This window comes from Neobacillus niacini (assembly GCF_036961885.1).
Lineage (GTDB): Bacteria > Bacillota > Bacilli > Bacillales > Cytobacillaceae > Neobacillus > Neobacillus niacini_H.
In genome coordinates, this window is the sequence record NZ_JBALNQ010000050.1 from 1 (window position 1) to 20,989 (window position 20,989).

Annotated in this window: 19 protein-coding genes; 6 read left to right on the forward strand and 13 right to left on the reverse strand. The window is 38.6% G+C overall.

From position 1 onward, the window contains the following. Window positions 1-692: 692 nt before the first annotated feature. From V7124_RS19360 to V7124_RS19370, 3 genes are all read left to right on the forward strand, one after another. A complete protein-coding gene (locus V7124_RS19360; RefSeq protein ID WP_335492333.1) occupies window positions 693-1,868 on the forward strand; it encodes a galactokinase in 1,176 nt (391 codons plus the stop codon). Window positions 1,869-1,934: 66 nt separating this feature from the next. Then, a complete protein-coding gene (gene galT / locus V7124_RS19365; protein ID WP_335492337.1) occupies window positions 1,935-3,413 on the forward strand; it encodes a UDP-glucose--hexose-1-phosphate uridylyltransferase in 1,479 nt (492 codons plus the stop codon). 12 nt (window positions 3,414-3,425) lie between these two features. Then, window positions 3,426-4,463, forward strand: coding sequence for an aldose epimerase family protein (locus V7124_RS19370; protein WP_335492341.1), 1,038 nt, complete (start codon window positions 3,426-3,428; stop codon window positions 4,461-4,463). A gap of 23 nt (window positions 4,464-4,486) precedes the next feature. Here V7124_RS19370 and V7124_RS19375 read toward each other — a convergent pair whose 3' ends face one another. The 6 genes from V7124_RS19375 to V7124_RS19400 form a co-directional block, all read right to left on the reverse strand. Next, window positions 4,487-5,668, reverse strand: a complete 1,182-nt coding sequence (locus tag V7124_RS19375) for an ROK family transcriptional regulator (RefSeq protein ID WP_335492343.1) — start codon at window positions 5,666-5,668, stop codon at window positions 4,487-4,489. Window positions 5,669-5,911: 243 nt separating this feature from the next. Beyond that, entirely contained in the window at window positions 5,912-9,133 is a 3,222-nt protein-coding gene (locus V7124_RS19380) for a DEAD/DEAH box helicase (RefSeq protein ID WP_335492346.1), read from the reverse strand. Between the two features lie 123 nt (window positions 9,134-9,256). After that, window positions 9,257-9,952, reverse strand: coding sequence for a hypothetical protein (locus V7124_RS19385; protein WP_335492348.1), 696 nt, complete (start codon window positions 9,950-9,952; stop codon window positions 9,257-9,259). Beyond that, window positions 9,953-10,690, reverse strand: a complete 738-nt coding sequence (locus tag V7124_RS19390) for a hypothetical protein (protein WP_335492351.1) — start codon at window positions 10,688-10,690, stop codon at window positions 9,953-9,955. Beyond that, window positions 10,671-11,573 (reverse strand): ABC transporter ATP-binding protein, encoded by a 903-nt coding sequence (locus tag V7124_RS19395; protein ID WP_335492354.1) that lies wholly within the window; start codon window positions 11,571-11,573, stop codon window positions 10,671-10,673. Before V7124_RS19395 ends, V7124_RS19390 begins: the two co-directional genes overlap by 20 nt. After that, window positions 11,570-11,950, reverse strand: a complete 381-nt coding sequence (locus tag V7124_RS19400; RefSeq protein ID WP_335417479.1) for a GntR family transcriptional regulator — start codon at window positions 11,948-11,950, stop codon at window positions 11,570-11,572. The genes V7124_RS19395 and V7124_RS19400 overlap by 4 nt, the downstream gene beginning before the upstream one ends. A 325-nt stretch (window positions 11,951-12,275) precedes the next feature. On the opposite strand from V7124_RS19400, the gene V7124_RS19405 reads away from it, so the two are divergent. From V7124_RS19405 to tatC, 3 genes are all read left to right on the forward strand, one after another. Next, window positions 12,276-13,886, forward strand: coding sequence for a PhoX family protein (locus V7124_RS19405; protein ID WP_335492357.1), 1,611 nt, complete (start codon window positions 12,276-12,278; stop codon window positions 13,884-13,886). A gap of 214 nt (window positions 13,887-14,100) precedes the next feature. Next, complete coding sequence (locus tag V7124_RS19410) at window positions 14,101-14,289, forward strand: twin-arginine translocase TatA/TatE family subunit (protein ID WP_335417483.1); 189 nt, start codon at window positions 14,101-14,103, stop codon at window positions 14,287-14,289. Window positions 14,290-14,355: 66 nt separating this feature from the next. Next, window positions 14,356-15,078 carry a twin-arginine translocase subunit TatC gene (gene tatC / locus V7124_RS19415; protein WP_335492383.1) on the forward strand — a complete coding sequence of 241 codons (723 nt, stop codon included), beginning with the start codon at window positions 14,356-14,358 and terminating at the stop codon, window positions 15,076-15,078. Window positions 15,079-15,128: 50 nt separating this feature from the next. On the opposite strand, the gene V7124_RS19420 is transcribed toward tatC, so the two are convergent. The 7 genes from V7124_RS19420 to V7124_RS19450 form a co-directional block, all read right to left on the reverse strand. After that, on the reverse strand, window positions 15,129-15,752 hold the full coding sequence (locus V7124_RS19420; protein WP_335492361.1) for a histidine phosphatase family protein: 624 nt from the start codon (window positions 15,750-15,752) through the stop codon (window positions 15,129-15,131). A 223-nt stretch (window positions 15,753-15,975) separates the two neighbouring features. Then, window positions 15,976-16,419, reverse strand: coding sequence for a cell wall hydrolase (locus V7124_RS19425; protein WP_335417487.1), 444 nt, complete (start codon window positions 16,417-16,419; stop codon window positions 15,976-15,978). Between the two features lie 96 nt (window positions 16,420-16,515). Further along, window positions 16,516-17,682: a TraB/GumN family protein gene (locus tag V7124_RS19430; protein ID WP_335492367.1), complete on the reverse strand. Its 1,167-nt coding sequence runs from the start codon at window positions 17,680-17,682 to the stop codon at window positions 16,516-16,518. Window positions 17,683-18,095: 413 nt separating this feature from the next. Continuing rightward, window positions 18,096-18,467, reverse strand: a complete 372-nt coding sequence (locus V7124_RS19435) for an iron chaperone (protein WP_335492369.1) — start codon at window positions 18,465-18,467, stop codon at window positions 18,096-18,098. A gap of 37 nt (window positions 18,468-18,504) precedes the next feature. Next, a complete protein-coding gene (locus V7124_RS19440) occupies window positions 18,505-19,212 on the reverse strand; it encodes an FAD-dependent oxidoreductase (RefSeq protein ID WP_335492373.1) in 708 nt (235 codons plus the stop codon). 145 nt (window positions 19,213-19,357) lie between these two features. Continuing rightward, on the reverse strand, window positions 19,358-19,678 hold the full coding sequence (locus tag V7124_RS19445; RefSeq protein WP_335492378.1) for an ArsR/SmtB family transcription factor: 321 nt from the start codon (window positions 19,676-19,678) through the stop codon (window positions 19,358-19,360). A gap of 248 nt (window positions 19,679-19,926) precedes the next feature. Next, window positions 19,927-20,784 (reverse strand): metallophosphoesterase, encoded by an 858-nt coding sequence (locus V7124_RS19450; RefSeq protein ID WP_420490569.1) that lies wholly within the window; start codon window positions 20,782-20,784, stop codon window positions 19,927-19,929. Between the last annotated feature and the right edge of the window lie 205 nt (window positions 20,785-20,989).

The window sequence follows — 20,989 nt, forward strand, 5'->3', positions numbered from 1 at the left end:
TTAGTTTTCAAAGAACAAATTTTTTCATCGCTCAAAAGCGACTTTATTACTATAACATTTTGTTTAAATCGTGTCAATTACTTTTTTAAAATAACTTTTTTTTCGAAATCGACAACAAAAATTATTGTACTACATATTCCTCTTACTGTCAACACTAATTCTAATCACTAGAGAACATCAGTTCAATTTCAGTGCTTCAATTAGGCAACTCCACTATAATACTATTTTATACATAGTAAATCAACACTTTTTTAGAATTTCCGGGAATTACCTCTACTGCGGATAACCTGACCTCAATCAACCGAAGGCCAGACTATATTAGAATACTAGTTTGTTCTATTATATGTTTTTGCCGCAAACTCCTCCGAACAGGGACCTTGCCCCCTGCTCAGGGATACTGATTATTTCCCTTTCTTAAGTATTCTTACTTCATATTTTTTCAAGGTTAATCATGTTCATTTACGAGTCCGCTTATAAATGTCGTGACTAACCTTCCACCACCTATCGAGCCCCTTTCACTTCAATCAACAGATTCTAAAATCAACAGTTTCATTCACACGGCCATTAAGTTAGAAAATTATTTATATTTTTATTGCGTCATTTATAGAAACACAGTAAACTTAAATTAACTTAATTAAATTAATTAACTAAGTGACAATTTCCATTCACCCTAACAATATTTAGGAGGCATTATGAATACTACATTCAATTTAACAAGCGAATTTCAAACTATTTTTGAAACGACTTTAACTCCAAGAACGTTTTTTGCCCCAGGCAGAATTAATTTAATTGGTGAACATACGGATTATAATGGCGGTCATGTTTTTCCTGCCGCTATCTCCTACGGAACCTATGCACTAGCAAGAGAACGCGAGGATCAAACTTTTCGGTTCTATAGCATGAATTTCCCTGAACTCGGGATTATTGAATGCACTTTGTCCGATTTGGCTTATAAAGAAGCAGATAATTGGGCGAACTACCCTAAAGGAATGCTCCTGTTTATAGAAGAAACTGGTCATGAAATTAACCAAGGTGCAGATATTTTGTACTATGGAAATATCCCAAATGGTGCTGGCCTCTCCTCTTCTGCATCGATTGAGCTGGCAACAGGTGTATTACTAAATGGACTTTATGATCTTAATCTTGAACGTATTCCTATGATTCGTCTTGGACAAAAGGTCGAGAATGAATACATTGGTGTAAACAGTGGGATTATGGACCAATTTGCGATTGGCATGGGGAAAAAGGATCATGCCATTCTGTTAGACTGTCAGACCTTAGAATTCGAGTATGCCCCCATCGTATTGGACGATCATGCGATTATCATTATGAATACAAATAAGCAGCGCAGCTTAGCTGGTTCTAAGTACAATGAGCGTCGTTCCCAATGTGAACAAGCGCTAAGTGACTTGCAGCAGAAACTCTCGATCACTAGTTTAGGAGAATTAACTCCTGGAGAATTTGAAAAGAATAAGCATTTAATTAATGATAAAATCAATCAAAAACGTGCGAAGCATGCCGTTTACGAAAATGCCCGTACCCTAGAAGCATTAGCAAAACTCACCTCTGGTGACCTGAACGGGTTTGGCAAACTAATGAATCAATCTCATCTATCCTTAAGAGATGATTATGAAGTAACAGGTCTAGAGCTAGATACCTTAGTGCAGGCCGCTTGGGATCATGAAGGGGTTATTGGTGCACGTATGACGGGTGCCGGATTTGGCGGCTGTGCCATCGCAGTTGTTGAGAAGGAAAATGTAGATCATTTTAAGAAAAATATTAACGAAATCTATCGCGAAAAAGTTGGCTATGAGGCAACCTTCTACATCGCTTCGATTGGAGATGGAGCAAAGGAAATTACCGAGTAGAGTTAATTTAGGAGTGGAAACTGATATTCCATTCATTCCAGAAGGACATGGGAAGGAAGAGTGAACATGATTTACCAATTAATAACTGGCCTCATTAAAAAGGCGCTAGAAGTAGACTTAATTGAAGCCGCAGATCAGATTTATGTTCGGAATCAGATAATGAGCTTGCTTGGTCTTGAAACGTTTCCTGATGAAGAAGTGCAGCCCACCAATGATACAATCCCAAACCTCGTGGAAAAAATAACCCTCTATGCTGCCCAACACGGGATTATCGAGGATATATTTGATGACAAGGAAATATTAGCCGCCAATATTATGAACTGCACGGTTCCAAGACCCTCGGTCGTCAATGCTGTTTTTAACCAAAAATATCAAGAATCACCTGTAGCGGCTACAGATTACTTTTATAACCTAAGTAAAAACAATAATTACATTCAAATAAATCGGATTGCCAAAAATATATCTTATAAAGTAGAAACTGCCTACGGTTTAATGGATATTACGATCAACTTATCCAAGCCAGAAAAGGATCCGGAGCAGATTAAGCGAGAACGTGAATTGAAACAAACCTTACATTATCCTAAATGTCTGTTATGTAAAGAAAACGAGGGCTACTCAGGGCGAATCGGTCATCCTGCACGAGCGAATCATCGGATTATCTATGTCCCACTAGCAGGGCAAAATTGGTTTTTACAGTATTCGCCTTATGTATATTATAACGAGCACTGCATTGTTTTTTCTGAAGAACACCGTGACATGAAGATTGATAGGGATGCGTTTGAGAGATTACTGGGCTTTGTAGATAAATTCCCACACTATTTCGTCGGTTCAAATGCTGATTTGCCGATTGTTGGTGGTTCTATTTTAAGTCACGATCACTACCAGGGTGGGTGTTATGATTTCGGTATGACTCGAGCAGAGGATTCATTTACCTTTGACTTAAAGGGATATCCAGAAATCAAGGCATCCATTTTAAAGTGGCCCATGTCGGTCATCCGTTTACGTAGTTCAAAAATAAACTCCCTTCTTGATGCAGGAGATTATATTTTGCAAACGTGGAAGGGTTATTCTGATGATTTGGCGGATGTTATCGCGTTTACTGATGAAACCCCGCATAATACAATCACACCAATTGCTAGAATGCGGGACGGCAGCTTTGAATTGGATCTTGTTCTTAGAAATAACCGGACTACGGATGAACATCCTCTTGGTATTTTTCATCCCCATGCTGATGTCCATCATATCAAAAAAGAAAATATCGGATTAATTGAAGTTATGGGGCTGGCGGTTCTGCCTCCTAGACTATTGGATGAGCTTGCTGATATTAGGAAGTTTTTATTAGGTGAATCTGTTCACGTGGCACAGTATCATCAGGAGTGGGCAGACCAAATAAAAGCTGGATATGGCACGCTTTCTGATTCCGAGCAGGCAGAAGTAATTTTAAGAGAAGAATTAGGAAAGAAATTTGTGAAGGTACTGCAGGATGCCGGAGTACTAAAGGAACGGGAAGCTTTTGAGCGTTTTATTAACAAACTAAATAAATAGGTGGACATCACAATGAATATAGAAAAAAAACAGGTTCTGGAAAAGTGGACGGAATTCACACTATCAAACGATTTCGGTATGAGTGTTAGTGTCCTAGACTTTGGTGGAATTATTACGAAGATCATGACTCCTGATCGAAATGGAAACTTTGAAAATATTGTTCTTGGTTATAGCAACTACCAAGATTATCAATCGAATCCTAATTATTTTGGTGCCCTTATTGGCCGGGTTGCCGGCAGGATTGAGGGTGCTTCCTTTAAACTGAATGAAAAGACATATTCGTTAGCAGCAAATAATGAGGATCATCATTTGCACGGCGGTCCTAGCGGGTTCCATCAAATTCTCTGGGAGGTTAGCCTTTTTCAAACAGCTGAAGAAGTTGGATTAACACTTACCCATAAAAGTGCTGATATGGACGGTGGTTATCCTGGAAATGTTGAGATAAAGGTCACTTATACTTTAAATAATCACAATCAACTTATTCTTGAGTACGCAGCTAAGAGCGATCAAACAACACCGCTCACCCTGACAAACCATGCTTATTTTAATTTAAGCGGCAATTTAAAAAACACTGTTCACGATCATCAAGTGACGATCGATAGCAGCAGGTTTGTTGAGTTGGACACAGATCTCATTCCTACAGGTAAGTTGCTTGATGTTGCTGACACAACCTTTGATTTCCGTGGTGGCCGTGTCCTTAGTGATGGGTTTAACAATGACTTCGAGCAAAATAAAATCGCTGATGGCGGTTATGACCATTATTTTATTTTCGACCATACGGAGGAATATCAAGCAATCCTTCAAGACCCGGTAAGTGGTCGCGTCATGCTCGTAAAAACAAATGAACCTGGAGTGGTGATGTATACGTCAAACGGATTGGCAGAAGGGCTGCCATTAGCAGAATGCTCTTCCCGAAAACATCTAGGTGTCTGCTTTGAAACCCAATCATCACCTGCCTCCTTACATCATGAAGGCTTTCCAACGGTGATATTAAATGCTGGAGAAAATTATCAGAAACAAACCGTATTTACCTTTCGTTTAGAAGACTAAGAAACAGGCTGCAACCTAATGGTTCAGCCTATTTTTTTTATAGGATTAAACAACTCTACCAACAGGAGGGACACTGCACCTAGCAATGTCGCATCATCGCCAAGCTGCGTGACCGTAACCTCGGTCTTTCTCGCTTCAGGGGTCAAGACTCTTTGCTGAATCGTTTCAAGGATTGCTGGCATAATAAATTTCTCACTCTTCATAACCCCTCCGCCTAAAACAATTTTTTGCGGATTCAGTAAGTGAATTAAGTTTGTTAATCCGATGCCAATCACCGTACCAGTTGCATGGAGAACATTCCGAAAGGTTAGGTTCCCCAGTTGTGCTGATTCGAATACCTCTTTTCCAGTCAGGCTTGTCTCTTTGCTGTCCATGATTTGTTTCCCTGCTCTTTCAGCAATAGCTGCTCCACTTACAAAGGTTTGCAAACAGCCACGATTTCCACATTCACAAATGGTACCGTTAATATCTATCGTCATATGACCGAATTCCCCTGCAATCCCCTGTGCCCCATGATATAATTTTCCGTTCATTACAACGCCGGCACCAACACCGCGACCAATATTTACGGCAACCATACTTTCGGTTTCCCCATGTCCGCCAAACCACGATTCACCCAGCGCCATGGCACGAGCATCATTTTCAACCTTAATGGTAAGGTTAAATTCCTCCTCCAATGCCTCTTTGATAGGAATATTTCTTAAGTTTAAAATAGGTGCCACCAGGGAGGTTCCGGTTTCAACGTCTACGACACCATGCATCGCAATGCCGATGCCGATAATTTGGTCATGATTGATTACCTTTGATTTTAATATGGCATATATATTATCTTTTAAAATCGAAAGAAACTGTTCATTTGTTATTGGCCTTTTTAAATGGCTGGAGGTACGCTGCAAAATTTTGCCTGATAAATCCGTGAGGACACCCTCAATTGTTTCGGGACCTGCATCGATACCAACGACATAAAATGTATTGGTATTGATATGTAACAATGTTGGTTTTCGACCGCCGCTCGAATGGCCCAATGTACTTTCTCTAACTAATCCCTGTTCAATTAGTTCCTTGACAATGCTGCTGACGGTCGGCGGAGTCAGACTGGTTTCCTTGGCAATTTGAGCTCTAGATATTGGTTCTGAGGTGCGGATCTTATTTAAAATAATTGATTTATTAACGGATTTCATTAATTGAAAGGTACCGCGCTGCATAAAAAAATCCTCCAATTTACTGTCGGTCTACTATTGTATAGTATAACATGGTTAATTAAATTAATTAATATAGTCGATATACGCACTTACGGTACCTCCAGGGAGTCTGAAGGTACCGTAAGTGTTATTTTATTACAGTCACGGTCACTCCAGCTCCTCTGCATTGACCCAAAACTCTTTTCCAATCCGGTTTCGGGCACTCCAGCCACCACATAGGTAGGTTCCAACAATAAGCTCCGCACCTTAGATCATCAAAATCTCGCGAATATCCTCCTCAGTTAAAGAAGATTTCCCTTTATCCTTCGAATCAATAATTTCCTCTATTAAGTCTCTCTTTTTCTCCTGCAACTCATTCATTTTCTCTTCGATGGTACCTCGGGCAACTAATTTAATTACCTGCACAACATTTGTTTGACCCATACGGTGCGCTCGGTCGGCTGCTTGTTCCTCGACCGCCGGGTTCCACCATAGATCATAAAGGATAACAGTATCTGCTCCAGTTAAATTGAGCCCAGTTCCGCCTGCTTTTAATGATATTAGAAAAAAGTCGCGTTCTCCTTCATTAAACCGATTTGTGAGTTCTAACCGTTCCTCGGATGGGGTTTGACCATCAAGATAGAAGAACGGCAGCCCTTGCATCGCAAATTCTCTGCTGATCAGCTGCAGCATTTTCGTAAACTGCGAGAAAATTAGCACCCTTCGTCCTCCATGCTTGGATTCCTCAATAATCCGAAGCAGCTGTTCAAACTTTGCCGAACTCCCCTTATACCCATCAACGAACAGGGCTGGGTGACAACAAATTTGCCTCAGCCGCGTCAACCCTGCAAGGATTTTGATTTTATTTTTACGGAGAGTGTCCTTATCCAGGTGTTTCAGCGTGTCGTGACGTAGTTTTGCTAAAAAAGCAGCATACAGCTTCTTCTGTTCTGGAAGTAACTCTACTGAATCCACTGACTCAATTTTTTCAGGGAGCTCTTCAAGAACATCCTCTTTCAATCTTCGAAGTAAAAATGGTCTGATCCTTCTCGCGATCATCTTCCTTGATAAATGGCTGTATTCCTTAAGCCCTTGAAACAGCTCTGGGAAAACAACATGATAAATTGACCACAGCTCTTCCAATGAATTTTCCACCGGTGTACCTGTTAGCGCAAATCGGTGGTCGGCCTGGATTCTCTTTACTGCTCTGGCCGTTTGGGTAACAGGGTTTTTAAATGCCTGCGCCTCATCAAAAAACACAGTATGATAGGCTTGCTTCTCAAACCAGGCAATATCCTTTCGCAGCAAAGGATAAGAGGTAATGACTACATCTTTCTCAACACCTTCCTGCTGTTTAGCCTTGCGGATTGATTTACTGCCATCGACAATCACCGCTCGTATGGCAGGAGCAAATTTTTTGATTTCGCTAAGCCAGTTATAGGTCAAAGCAGAAGGACATACAATCAGGATTGGCAGATGTTTTTCGCGTACGATAGGGAGCACCGAAAGAATAAAAGTAATACTTTGCAGCGTTTTCCCCAGGCCCATATCATCCGCAAGTATTCCTCCAAACCCATAACTAGCAAGTGTTTTCATCCATTTGTAGCCGTGTACTTGATAGTCTCTTAGAATCGGCGCTACCCATTCAGGTACCTCGAATTCCATCCTGTTTGGGTTGTGGATTGTATCCAAAAACTGCCGGAACGACTCTTCTAAGGTAAATGTTGAATCGTCTTCAACCGCATCCATTAGCTGAATTCCTCTGACAATCGGAGCATTAAATCCTGCTTCCAAATCTTCTGCCTGTACGGGAACTGCCTTTAGAAAACGATTGATTTCCTCAAATTCTCTTGTCTCCAATGAGAGCAGCGTCCCATTCCGCAGCCGATAATATTTGCGTTTTACCTCAAGTGCAGCCAAAATTTCCTTTATCTGTTTCTCAGGAATCCCATCCATTTCAAATTTAAATTCCAGCCAATTGGTTCGTTCTTTTTTTACCTTAACTCTGATCTTCGGTATTGTATTTTCTCTAAAAATTCTATTTCTAACAGCGGTTGTGGCATAAATTTGGACTAGCTTTTGCAGTTTAGGGACGGTATGATACAAAAATTCATACTCCAAATCTTCGTTATGTAAAAAGTAACCACTGTCCGTATTCGCAAATGAACTTTCCTCCATCAGTTGAAGGATTTGATTCTCTTTTTCCACATCTCTTATCAGTAACGGTCCATTCCGTAGTTCACGATTTTCTAAAGGGTTTATTAGGATATTTTCGTATTGAAATTCCAATCCCGCTAATAGCTTATTATTCACACGATCCAGGTAAAGCTTGGCGGTTAGTGGAATCCTCGTATATTGTTTCGTTAGGTTTTGCGGTAATTCAACCTCACCTAGTTTTTTCAATCCCGGGACTACTTTTTCTAAAAAATAATCCATTTGGTCTCGAGGTATCTCGATATGATTTGTTTTTGAATCCTCTAGCATATGTTTAAGGTCTGCCAGTCGTTTGCAGTCCGTTTCTTCCAGTCGAATAAACTTACCCTTATATAGAACAAAGTGATAAGACTCCAATATAACTAGGTTATTCAGCCCTTTAATCCTCAGGTGATACCCGCTGTTTTCCGAGGCAGCAAAGACAAACTTTAGTGGCAGTATTTTTTCTGTTAAAACCAATCCCACAAAATTTTCCTCATGATATTCAACTTTTACAAATGGCGCTTTTACCAACAGTGGCATTAGCTGTTCCCAAGAAGTAGGCGGTATTATCAATTGCTCAGAACTGAATGTATTTTCTATGGTGTCTGATATAGCACTAACATAAGCCGTTTCATCTTGTTGCACTAGGCTGAGGAACTGTATCACATCGTCTGTTTCTTTTTGAAAGCAATGTTGGTTTGGGCTAAAGGTAAACGTATCAGCAAGAATGCTAGGATTCCCTTTTCTAACTTGAACGAGGAAATCTCGAATATTCTTTACCTTTACATGGTCAACTTCCATTTCGATTCCAAGAAGTTCTGTTCCCGTCCCTATTTGCACTGGTTTACATAAAAATGCCGCTTCTAGTACTTGTCGATTCTCAAAATGACGCTGATGACCACTTGAACGTTTGTGCTGATCCGTAAAAATGGTGAGCAGTCCTTTTGTCAGTTCTTGCTTGGTTGTTGAATCGATTTGTCTCCCATTTGCTACAATAGGTGTTGTTCCTTGCAGCTGATGTTCATTGAGTGCGAGTAATACCGCCGCAATATGCTGGCATTCCGTTTTAACGGATGCAAGTTTTGGACAACTGCACTTCGTGTGAAAGCTGCCATCCTTTTCTTGAATTACAGTGACATAAAAATTTTCCGTTCCCTTAACAATAGCCTCACAACGATGAGGGCTATAATAATCAAAAATTACCTTCCCTGCTCTATAAAAAGAATCCCCTCGTTTAAAGGAGACCGTACCGCACATTTCTCTTATCTGTTTATGACTTAAAGCAATATTCAAATGCGTTGCTCCTCTCCAAGGGTTTAATCTTTTTTTAAAAAGATGACAAACACCATTATTTCCCATATTGTCCATTCCACGTGGACACTGTCCACGAGTGGTGCCTGTCACCATTATTTTTACTTACTCCACAAATTGTACATTAAGTTCGGGGCTGGCGGTAAGTTCTAGGTCTTTGGGAACTTTTAGGTAAAGGACGCTGTTTCCTTCGTAGATGCTATTTGAATGGCTGAAGTAGCCGCTTTTTCCTGTAAATTGGTTGATTGGGAATGCTTGTTGGAATTGAGTGAATTCCAGTTCTAATCTCTCTGGATTCTGGATTTTCATCGCATTATTCTCAACTTTGATTTGAAGTGGTTTTTCTAAACCCGAGATGTTCATGCCATTCACACTGGACCCCGATTTATAGTAGACCGCTTCAATATCACCATCATTCACTGTTTTTCTCTCCACTATGATCGAAGTTTCAATAAATTCTTCATTTGAAGCTGTTATCGCAAGCTGTTGATCTTGATAATCAAGATTCCATGTTTTTTTGATATAGGTACTGTCTACTTTATCAATATTCCCCGCAAGTGCTGCCTCGTATAACTCGGTACCCGCATGATCTAGAACATTTGCATCAATGCCTTTATAGATTTTTTCGTCAGTCGGCAGCAACGGAGTCAAGCCAGCACAAATGACCAAAATAGCTAAGTAGCCACCAAAAACCCAGTGAATTCGCTTACCAAAGAAGTAATTTTTCCTACCGCTCTTTGACAATCTTATTATCGCAATTATCATGATTGCGATGATTAATAGAGGTATAATAGCAACCATCTACCTCACCTCCAATCGATTGGACAGCATTGCTGAACTAGAAAAAAGCAAGATAACTAAAATAATGATTTTAATAAAAAATAAAGCGAAGGATGACTCCATAAAAATAAATTTAATCATATCTTGGAAGAATCCCCCATTCATGCTTCCCGCTCCAAGGACAATCATTCCAATGAACACACCCGGTACCAAGACAACAAATACCTTATTAAGCTGCACAAGGGTTCCAATAAAATAACCGATTGCAGTACCAAGAAAAACATAGAGAATAGTGGCACCAAAACCAATGAGCATTTCTGGAACAGCAATGGGACTTGATAGATATTCGGTTCGCCCCAATACATACATCAAAACTTTCATTACGTAAGTGGACATGATGGCCGTTATTCCACCAATGATACTAGCAGTCAACAAAAACAATATATTGGAAAAATTACTGCTCATTCTATTTGTAATAAATACAAAATCATCATTTCTGTATGCTTGGGTAGTGATAAGAATAGCAGAAATAATCGCCCAAACAATCGTGAAAGCAACCACGATATCTGCAGAATAATAATGGACATTCACCGAAAGCGTATTACTGCCTCCGCCTGACATACCGACACCGTTAAAGGAGAAGAGTATTCCCAACATCTGAATAAAGACCATGGACATAAACACCTGCATATATGCCCGGAGCTTAAATGTATATTGCTTTTTTATAATATCCAGCATACTAGTCTTTGATAAAGACATCGTCAATTCCCCCTTTTGTTTTACTTGTTAAATACACACATATATCACTTGAGGAAACAGGAGAAAAGGTAAGCCCAGCCTCTCGTGCTTTCTGCTTTTCATACTCAGAAAAATTATTTCTCACCACTGCAAACATACGGTCATGACCAATGTTTTTTAAGTGTATAACTTCTCTCTCCCCTATCCATTCATTCACATTCGCCGTTAAGCCTTCAATACCAATTGCCCATTCTTTTAGGTCTGCAATCGGAATATGAAGATGCTCTTTTCCATTTTTTAATAGTAAAATATCCTCTAATAAATCTTCTATCTCATTTAAATGATGACTGGAAAGGATAATCGTTCGTGGATAAGCGATGAAATCCTTCAGCAATGCCCGATAAAAATCCTTTCTCACGGCCGCGTCCATACCGGTTGTTGGCTCATCAAACATGGTTAAGGCACAGCGAGCAGACAAACCTACAATCATATTAAACGTGCTTTTCATTCCCTTTGATAGGCCGGTATACTGGTGATCCTGGTGAAAGGAAAAGTAATCAAATAAACGGTTAGCAAGCTCGTGGTTCCAATTTTCATAAAAGGTTGCTGCCACATTTAATATTTCTTTTAATGATAAGGCAGTTGGAAAGTTCATTTGATCATTTATATAAATAACATTGGCGGAAACGAAAAGATTGTTAAATGGCTCTTCTGAAAAAACCCTCACTTCTCCTGAGGTCCCTCTCATGAAACCTCCAATGATTTTTAACAGCGTCGTTTTCCCGGCACCATTTCGTCCTATTAATCCCGTAATCTTGTTCTCTTCAATTGTAAATGAAAGTTTATTCAGCGCTTTTGTTCTTCCATAAACCTTGGTCAATCCTTTGCAATCAATGACGTTCATTCCCCTGCCTCCCTTTTGTTTGCGTCCCGAATCATTTGGATTAATTCCTCTATACTTACCTCTAACCGTTCCGCTTCCATGACAATTTCAACAACTAGCTGCTTTAAGGTCTGATCTTTTCGTTTATTTATGATGATTTCCTTCGCATTGCTTGCAACAAACATTCCAAGCCCGCGCTTTTTATAAAGAATGTTCTCCTCGACCAGCATCGTTAACCCTTTCGCTGCCGTAGCAGGATTAATCGTAAACATTTCCGCAAGCTGATACTGGGAGTAAATTTTTTGATCACTTTTAAAATTCTCGTTCAGAATTTCTCTCTCCAGCCACTCAGAAATTTGCAAATAAATTGGCTTTGTTCCGTCCATATTAAGAATCAACCCTTTTTCTCCTTTCTGATATAGTACATTACTGTTGTAATGTACTATATCACTTTATGCAAAAAATGACAATAGACTTTGGATAATTTTCCAATTTCCACACAAAATATGATCCCTATGCTAATGCACAGGGACCAAGCAAACAAAATTATATATTTCGTAATTCAAATAGTCTTTCTGACCGTCTTCGCAAAATTTTACAGATAATTAAAACAATTTAAATTTTCTTAACAAATCTTTACACTCCCTTAATTAACATTGAGGTTGGGACTGCCTATAATCAAAGAGGAAAGTTACTAAATCACCTAAAAGGGAGAATGATTAAATGGATCGCCGTTTATTTTTAACCTATGTTGGAAGTAGTACTGCTGCACTAGTTGCCGCATCATCTGGGATTGGGGCTTTAACTGGAAACGCAATGACTGGAGATCATTTACAAAATGGACAGCCATCTGGAAAAGGTAAATCACTTACTTCACCATTTAAGCCAATAAGTCGTACCTGGGATAACGATGTGGTACTCCCTAACGGGTATAACTACTCAATTATCGCTTCATATGGTGATGTGATTAACTCAAAGGGCGAAAAATTTGGGGATGCTGCCGATCTTACTGTTTATTTTCCAATCGACAGCTTAAAAGGTGGAACCAATTCCGAAGAAGGCTTGATCTGGGTAAATCACGAGTTTCCTGAACCAGAAAACTATATGAAGATGCTAGGAATTAATCAATCTGCTTTTTCAGGAAAACTGGCAGACTATCCTGAGCTTCTTAAAATGGAGAAAGAAGCTGTCGGTGGTTCTGTCATTCACGTAAAAAAAGAAAAGGATGGCTGGAAGCTTGTAGTTGATGATACATATAACCGCCGTGTTGATGGTAATACTTCAATTGAATTAACAGGTCCTGCGCGTGGAACCAAGTATGTCGGTGGCGCTACGACTGTGGTTGGTTCATTAGGTAACTGCAGCGGCGGACGTACATTATGGAATACTGTCCTGTCTTGTGAAGAAAATACAGAATATGGCGATGACTATGGCTGGCCAAATTTTACTGATGAACACTATGGCTGGGTTGTTGAGGTGGATCCATTTGATCCTGCAAAACCTGTTCGAAAACATACAGCTCTCGGCCGCTTTGCCCATGAAAACACGGCAATGGGTTTAACGAATGACGGTAGAGTGGTTGTTTATATGGGTGACGATAAAGGTGATGCGTGTTTCTACAAATTCATTAGCAGCAAGAAATTCAATCCTGCCAATCGTGAAGCCAATTTCGATATTTTGGAAAGTGGGACTTTATATGTAGCCAGCATGAAAGAGCAAAAATGGATTGCGCTTGATCGTGCAACAAATCCTAAATTAAGTGCATTTGCGGACCAAGCTGATGTCCTAACCAATGCACGTGCAGCAGGAAAAGCAGTTGGCGGTACGCTATTAGATCGCCCTGAGGACGTGGAAATCCACCCTCATGACGGATCTGTTTTCTTAGCATTAACAAACAACACTGGTCACGGAAATTTCCATGGTCAAATTGTCCGATTTGTTCCAGCTAATAACGATCATGCTAGTGAAGCCTTCACGTTTGAAGTATTTGTTGCCGGTGGCCAGCAAAGCGGGATTACTTGCCCAGATAATCTTCACTTTGACAGCAAAGGGAACCTATGGGTAGTGGAGGATTTTGGTGCATCAGAAACAAACCAATATGCTGCGTATAAAAACTGTGGAGTATTCATGATTCCAACGGATGGAAAACAATACGGAGAACCTTTCCAATTTGCCTCAGGTCCTAAAGGCAGTGAATTAACAGGTCCATGGTTAACGCCAGACGAAAAAACTTTATTCCTAGATGTTCAGCATCCAAGTACATGGAATCAACACCCAGGCCAGACGTTTGGGCGCTCGTGTTTAATTGCAGTCCAGGGTGGAAACTTTAAATAAGAAAATGTGGAAGGAGACATCTCTTATTATGTTCGTATGTTCAACCCACGTTAAGGACGCCCTAGCGTTTATGTATGTTCCTCATATAAAGTTACTTACAGAGGACCAAGGCTTTCGTTGCCAACTATGCAAGAACAAAGCGAAATATAAGCTTTTTCAATACTGCCACCAACGGAACATGACTAGAAAAGCTATTTAAAGGAGGTTACGATCCATGCTCCAGAACATAGGCATACCTGGATTAATTCTCGTTTTAGTGATTGCCTTAATCATTTTTGGGCCATCCAAATTGCCGGAATTAGGCCGTGCTGTCGGTTCCACGTTGAAGGAATTTAAGAAGTCAACCCGCGATTTAGTCTCAGATGATGACTCAGATAAAGCGCAGGCTAAAAAAGAGATATAACTATTTTTTGAAGATGCAGGCGCAAATCTAATGCTTGCATCTTCTTTTTTAAGGAGGATTAAGATGATGAAACCACATGACATGGATTTGATTGGTCATTTTGAGGAATTACGCAAACGGCTCATTCTCACACTTGGAACCTTTTTGGTTTTGTTTATTATTGCCTTTCTTTATGTACAAGATATTTATCAGTGGATTGTTCAGGACATCGAAGTAAAACTGGCCATTTTAGGTCCGAGTGATATTTTATGGGTGTATTTACTGCTCGCCTGTGTCGTTGCCATTTCAGGAACGATACCAATGGCCGCCTATCAAATTTGGCTATTTGTTCGGCCAGCATTGAAGGAAATGGAGAGAAAGGTAACGCTAGCTTATATTCCATCGTTATTTTTTCTTTTTATTATTGGAATCAGCTTTGGCTATTTTGTGATTTTCCCTATTGTCTATCAGTTCCTTCTCTCTTTATCGGAAGATATGTTTATGACCTTTTTCACGACAGAAAAATACTTTCAGTTTTTACTGCATATGACCCTGCCATTTGGTTTCTTATTTGAACTTCCTGTGGTGATCATGTTCTTAACAAGCCTTGGAGTATTGAATCCATACAGATTGCAAAAAATTCGTAAATACTCTTATTTCGTACTGATCGTAACAGCTGTTTTAATCACGCCGCCAGATTTGTTATCTGATATTTTAGTCATCATTCCGCTTATCTTTTTATACGAGTGCAGTGTTTTACTATCAAAGGTAGTATACCGGCGGAAACAGAAAGTAGAGTTAGCTGCGTAGTGGTTTTACAAAAACCCACAATCCTAGATTATGGGTTTTTGTATTTGCCTCTAATTCACGACCGGAACAAATATCTTTTCGTACTGATAATCACCATCTACTTCGTTTATTTTTATAACAGAGGCGTTCTCTACTGGTTTAAAATTTTTCAAATCTTCTATCGGCCAATTCATCAAATAGGTTAACAGCATATGAATAAACGCAGCATGGGAAACTACAACAATATTATCATATCGTTTCTGCCGTCTTGCTCGTTCGACAACGGAATGCATAAACATGGTTGCCCGCAAGTAAACATCGGCCAATGATTCCCCGTTTTGAAAACGAAAGTAAAATTGACCCGCCGCCTTGAACTCCGTCTTTTTCTCTGGGGGACGATTGGTAAAATCATAAAGATTTCCAAGCTCCCACTCTCTTATTAGCGGATTTTCAAAAAATGGTACCCCTTCTGGAAGCTGAGAATAAATGGCTTGGGCTGTTTGCATGGTCCGTAAATAAGGCGAGCAATACAAAACCGTCTTTGGAGTGACGATGGTTTTGAAAAATTTAGCCGTTACCAGTACTTGTTTAAGTCCTAATTCAGTTAAACGATGCTGTGAATCATGCGTATGTGCCATCACTGATTTATCAACATTATGCTCCGCTTCACCATGCCGGATAAGATAAATATTCAACCAATTTCAACCCCTTATTATTGTCAATTACCTCTATTCTACTTCAGTCCATCCCCCGACTACCTACTAAACGTTCGACAACATTCTACAAATAGAAAGTATAAACTTACTCTATTTATCTTGGTGTTTTTCAAGTATTTCCTTAGTATTCTTAAGATTTTCCTTTCATTTGATATTATATAAATACCTAAATTATGTAAAAAAGCTTACTCAAAGAGTAAGCTTAACCTCTATAAACACTATCACATGTTCCAGGTTTTGGTTCATAAAAACAATGTTCTTTAAATGGACCAGTATGAGGTTGATCGTACCATGTAGGAGGACACCCTGGCGCCGTTGGATTAAAATACCAAAGAGCAAATTTCGCAGGATGATCTCTCCAACCATTTATATTTTGTTGTGCTAATCTTCTTTCCGCAGTTCTTGATCTTTGATAAAATACATTCCCTTTTTGCACTGCTTCAAAAGAAAAATTCCCTCCTTGTACTTGAAATATTACATCATGAACAGTGGGTACACCTTTGAAATCTAAGCATTGTGCTACAACACGATTTATTATTACATTTCCAACATATAACATTCCTTGCTTTCCTTCACCTTCTGCTTCTGCTCTCATCATTCTTGCCATTTCATCTACTTCATGACTTCTAGCCTTTACCCTTGGCATTTCATCACCTCATAATCAATGTATGAAAAAAAGCTTACGTTCATGTCATTGCTTAATTAGAAAAAAACACCTTCCTTTATTCGGAAGATGCTGTCATTACAAATTATTTAAAAACGTGCGGATTACATCTGCTCCACCTATAAAAGTTCCAAAAGATCCACCTATATTGGTAAGGATGATGACCAGCAGGACCCTTGTAAATTTATTACGCCAAAATCCTTTTAGGGAGAAAACATCTTCTGATAATGTTTCAAAGTCAGCCACACTCGGGCGTTTGATATAAGCTTGAACAATCCCTGAGACCCAGCCTGCCGCCAATAATGGATGTAACGTAGTGATGGGCGCTGCGATAAAGGCTGATAAAATAGCTAGTGGGTGTCCTAATGCTGCGGCTGCACCAATCGCAGCTGTGGTTCCGGTCCAAAGGATCCAGCTAATCGCTTGATCCATACCAGCCGATGGATTGAGAAAAAAGGTAAGGGCAATGATTGCAACAATAAGCGCAGGAATGGCCCAGCCGATAATTTGTGGTGTTTTCGATTTTGGTTTTGTTTTTGTTAAAGCTTGCAAATCCTGGTCTTTATGAATTTCTTTTGTAATTCCTGGAACGTGTGCTGCGCCTAAAACTGCCACAACCTTTTTCCCAGGAGCTTCTTTAATTTTTTGCGCTAAGTATTGATCTCGCTCATCAATTAAAGGTTTCTTTAATTTTGGAAATGCTTCTGATATTTCAGCAAGGGACGCATTTAACGTATCTTGCGTTTTCATTTTCTCAAGTTCCTCTTCAGATATAGATTCCTTATTAAAAATGCTATAAAAAATAGAAGTGAGGAGCTGTGTTTTTCCCCATAAACCAACATTGCCCCATATCCGTGAAAAAGTAATTTGAATATTACGGTCGGCTAATACGAGTTCAGCCCCTATTTCTTTTGCCGATTCAATTCCTTGAATCATTTCCTGTCCTGGCTTTGTATCAAACTGTTTAGCTAAACGATTTTGAAAGGAAGAAATGGCAAGATTCATGATGAGCAAGGTCGCCTTCTTTTCTTTGATGACCTTAAAGATATCGGTTTCTCTCCACTTGCTACCTTCCATTATTGACTTGTAGCGTTGTTCATCCAATTCGATACAAACTGAATCTGGACGTTCGCGGTCAATAACCTCTTTAACTTGCTCTACACTTAGTTTGGAAACATGTGCTGTACCAACTAAGATAATTTCTTTGCCATCCAAATCAATTCGGGTTATATTTTCTTCTGTCATAATCTACTTCCTTCATAAAAATATACTTATACAAATGTCTATACCTTTATAATGAAGGACATCCAACAGAATTTCAACAGAAAGAATATGATGCACAACTATAAAAATATCCATAGTCTGTTACTTTTGAAAAGGACCATAAATCTTATTTGTAAAATAAGTGATTGTTAATATTTCCTTACGTAATAAACCATATTTAAAAATACTACTGTTATATAAAGCGATACAATCAATGTTAATAGATGATATGCTGAAATATTTATTATACTTAAATAAGGATTAATCAATAATAATAAGCCGAATATTATTCCTAACATCCAAAAATAACTTACGTAAATTCCACGCTCTCTTATTTTTTGAGCACGTTCATCTTTTGCAGCAAAATGGTCCGATTTTTGATAAGGCGTGATGCTTTATTTCCGCCAAAAATTCGTATAGTCTGCCTTATCCAAGATATTAAATTCAATAATGTTTTCTAGCAATTCGTAATTTACCTGCTCATTCCACGGAATACGAAACAAGCCTTTAGTAGCGCTGTAGCCAGCTTTTGCAATGTCATCAGCAAAGTGCGAAATGCCTGCTACCTCTGGTGAAACGCTCAAATGCTGCTTCGCTGTAGAAAAGCCGATGATAAATGTGCCGTGGTCGGAAAACATTGGCGTATTCCATTTGAATACCGGTTCCAAATTTGGAAATTTATTTGCAACCCACACCAAAATCTCCTCTGTTCTCTCGCGATGGTTGGGGTGATCGATTCCTGCTAAATATTTTTCAAAAACCTCCATGTTGTTCCCTCCTAAAATAAAATGTTCTCGTTTAAAACTAATACCCAAAAAAGGAATCTTTTTTGATATTCTTTTTTGAAATATTATTATTTTGTAAATAAACGGAAGTTGTATCTACCATTTCTTTTGGTCCAGCAATAAAGTAGTTACCATCGTTCTTATATAAGGTGGTAAACTTATTTATCTCCTGATATAAGTCATCCCTTGAATCAAGGTAAGTTACACTTATTGAATGTTTGTAAGCAATTGCATCAAGCTCATCTTTATTTATAAATGACTTGTTACTATCAATATAGAGGAGATGTATTTGTTTCTCAACTCCATTCCCTTCAGCCTCAATTTGTTTTAATATCGACCGAAATGGTGTAATTCCAATTCCACCCGCAACCAGGAGTGAAGGACTGTTATCTTTTAGATAAAAAGAACCAACAGGACCACTCATACTAACTTTCATTCCTTGCTTTAATTCTAACATCCCTTTCTTAAAATCACTTGGGTTATCACTAATACGCGTAGTTATTTTAACCACATTCTCTGCGGGAGCAGATGCCACAGTGAACGGTCGTGTTGGCTTTTTTATTTTCTTATGGGTAATAGTAAACAAACCATGTTGCCCTGCTTTCCAGGTTGAATCTTTCTCTTTTTCAAACAGAAATGTATAAACATCTTCTGATTCTTTGTAGCTTTCTAAAAATAATAAATCTCTCTTTTTAAATATTGAAAATGTATCTTGAAAAAAACTCATTTCCCAATCCCCTTTTTTAATATTATGTATTCATACTTATCAGACCAGTTTGCATTGCAACTTATTTTTGTACTAATTTAACAACGGCTCAGTATACTGAGCCGTTGTTCTTGCCAATTGGTTAGTATAAGAAACGAAACTAAAATTACATGTCAGGTTTTGGTCTGATTATTCCACTAACACTATTCCAATATTTCTCGTAATAAGATACCCAATCTTTAATTTCCTGTAGGGGAGCTGCATTTAGTCGAAATCTTGTTTCTCTACCACCCTTTCGGTCAGCAACTATACCAGCTTCTTTAAGGATAGCCAAATGTTTAGAAACAGCAGTACGACCCATTTGAAAATGAGCGGTTAATTCGTGAAGAGGTAACTCTTCTGCATCTGCCAACAAACGTAGCAATTTACGTCTTGTTGGGTCAGCAATGGCTACATAAACATCACGCTCTTGTTTTTTCTCGCTCAAAACCTCCCCTCCTTTCATAAATAGGACACCAATTAGTGTCTCAACTTTAGGACACTAATTGGTGTCCTGTCAAACTTTATTTTGACATAATGGTATATGTAGTATCCTCTTATCATCAAGAATATTTCTTGAAGTAACCTGCGTCGTTAGTTGAAGAAGAAAAAGCTGCCTAAATGACAGCCTTGATCTTCAACAATTGCCCCCGCTACTATAAGTGTAACTACTCACAAACTTCTCATTTAGTCTGATTATTTAACAGAACTCAATGTCACCACAACAATTTCTGGGAGATTAAAAACCCTTATCGGAATAATACTGTTTCCAAGTCCTCTATTTACAATCATTGTAGTGTTATCCGATTTGTATTTCCCAGATGTATACTGTGGAAATAATCCTTGGTCTGGAGCAATTAAACCACCCACGAAAGGTATTCTAAATTGTCCACCGTGTGCGTGACCTGAAAAAACAACATCAAATCCATACTCACTATAAAGAGAAACCATTTCGGGTCTATGTGATAACAGAATTTGAAAATTATCTTCTCCTTCGATTTCCTCTATTGAATTCGTGATATTTTCTTCGGTTTTGGCTCTTTCCACATAAGTTTCTTCTACATTGGATGGGTCATCAATTCCTATAATTTGAATTTTGTCAGTTCCAATGGTAATTTCCTCTGCTGTGTTTCTCAACAGCTGTACACCGATGTTTTTTAATTTATCCTCTAACGTATTGAATTTCCCAGACCACCATTCGTGATTTCCTGTCACATAAAAAACTGGTGCAACCTGAACCAATCTTTCCATCAAAATTAGACTAGGCTTCTCATCATATCTCTCTGAATCTATTAAATCACCTGTAAATAAAATCAAATCTGGTTCTAACTTTTTCACCTTTTTTACTAAGTCGCTTTGGTCATTCCCAAAAGATTTACTATGTAGGTCAGAAAGTTGAACAATTTTATATTCATTAAAATTTTGTGGAAGCTTATCTGAGCTAATGGTATATTCACTTGTTACAATTGAATTGTTTTGAAAATAAAAAAAGTAAATTAACAAAGCCATTCCAATTAAAAAGTATAACCATTTCTTTTTAGTTTTTTTCTTCAACATTTACCTCCTCTATTTTTATCAATCAACTAAATTATTGTTAAACTATCCTCTCCCATGTTACTTGAATTAGAAAAAGGCTTTACTCCTATTAAAGTAATGCTACCCGTTAGCTCAATAAGAGGCTCTATTTTACTTTTCATACCACGCTATCTTTGGTCGTGAAATTGGATAACCGTTTTGTTGCCTATATAACTTTCTTTCT

Coding starts and splice junctions, on each gene's coding strand:
- V7124_RS19425 (WP_335417487.1), bottom strand. CDS start 16,419: ATGCCAAGGGTAAAGGCTAGAAGTCATGAAGTAGATGAAATGGCAAGA.
- V7124_RS19440 (WP_335492373.1), bottom strand. CDS start 19,212: ATGAGTTTTTTTCAAGATACATTTTCAATATTTAAAAAGAGAGATTTA.
- V7124_RS19370 (WP_335492341.1), top strand. CDS start 3,426: ATGAATATAGAAAAAAAACAGGTTCTGGAAAAGTGGACGGAATTCACA.
- V7124_RS19360 (WP_335492333.1), top strand. CDS start 693: ATGAATACTACATTCAATTTAACAAGCGAATTTCAAACTATTTTTGAA.
- V7124_RS19385 (WP_335492348.1), bottom strand. CDS start 9,952: ATGGTTGCTATTATACCTCTATTAATCATCGCAATCATGATAATTGCG.
- galT (WP_335492337.1), top strand. CDS start 1,935: ATGATTTACCAATTAATAACTGGCCTCATTAAAAAGGCGCTAGAAGTA.
- V7124_RS19430 (WP_335492367.1), bottom strand. CDS start 17,682: ATGACAGAAGAAAATATAACCCGAATTGATTTGGATGGCAAAGAAATT.
- tatC (WP_335492383.1), top strand. CDS start 14,356: ATGAAACCACATGACATGGATTTGATTGGTCATTTTGAGGAATTACGC.
- V7124_RS19390 (WP_335492351.1), bottom strand. CDS start 10,690: ATGTCTTTATCAAAGACTAGTATGCTGGATATTATAAAAAAGCAATAT.
- V7124_RS19435 (WP_335492369.1), bottom strand. CDS start 18,467: ATGGAGGTTTTTGAAAAATATTTAGCAGGAATCGATCACCCCAACCAT.
- V7124_RS19395 (WP_335492354.1), bottom strand. CDS start 11,573: ATGAACGTCATTGATTGCAAAGGATTGACCAAGGTTTATGGAAGAACA.
- V7124_RS19410 (WP_335417483.1), top strand. CDS start 14,101: ATGCTCCAGAACATAGGCATACCTGGATTAATTCTCGTTTTAGTGATT.
- V7124_RS19375 (WP_335492343.1), bottom strand. CDS start 5,668: ATGCAGCGCGGTACCTTTCAATTAATGAAATCCGTTAATAAATCAATT.
- V7124_RS19405 (WP_335492357.1), top strand. CDS start 12,276: ATGGATCGCCGTTTATTTTTAACCTATGTTGGAAGTAGTACTGCTGCA.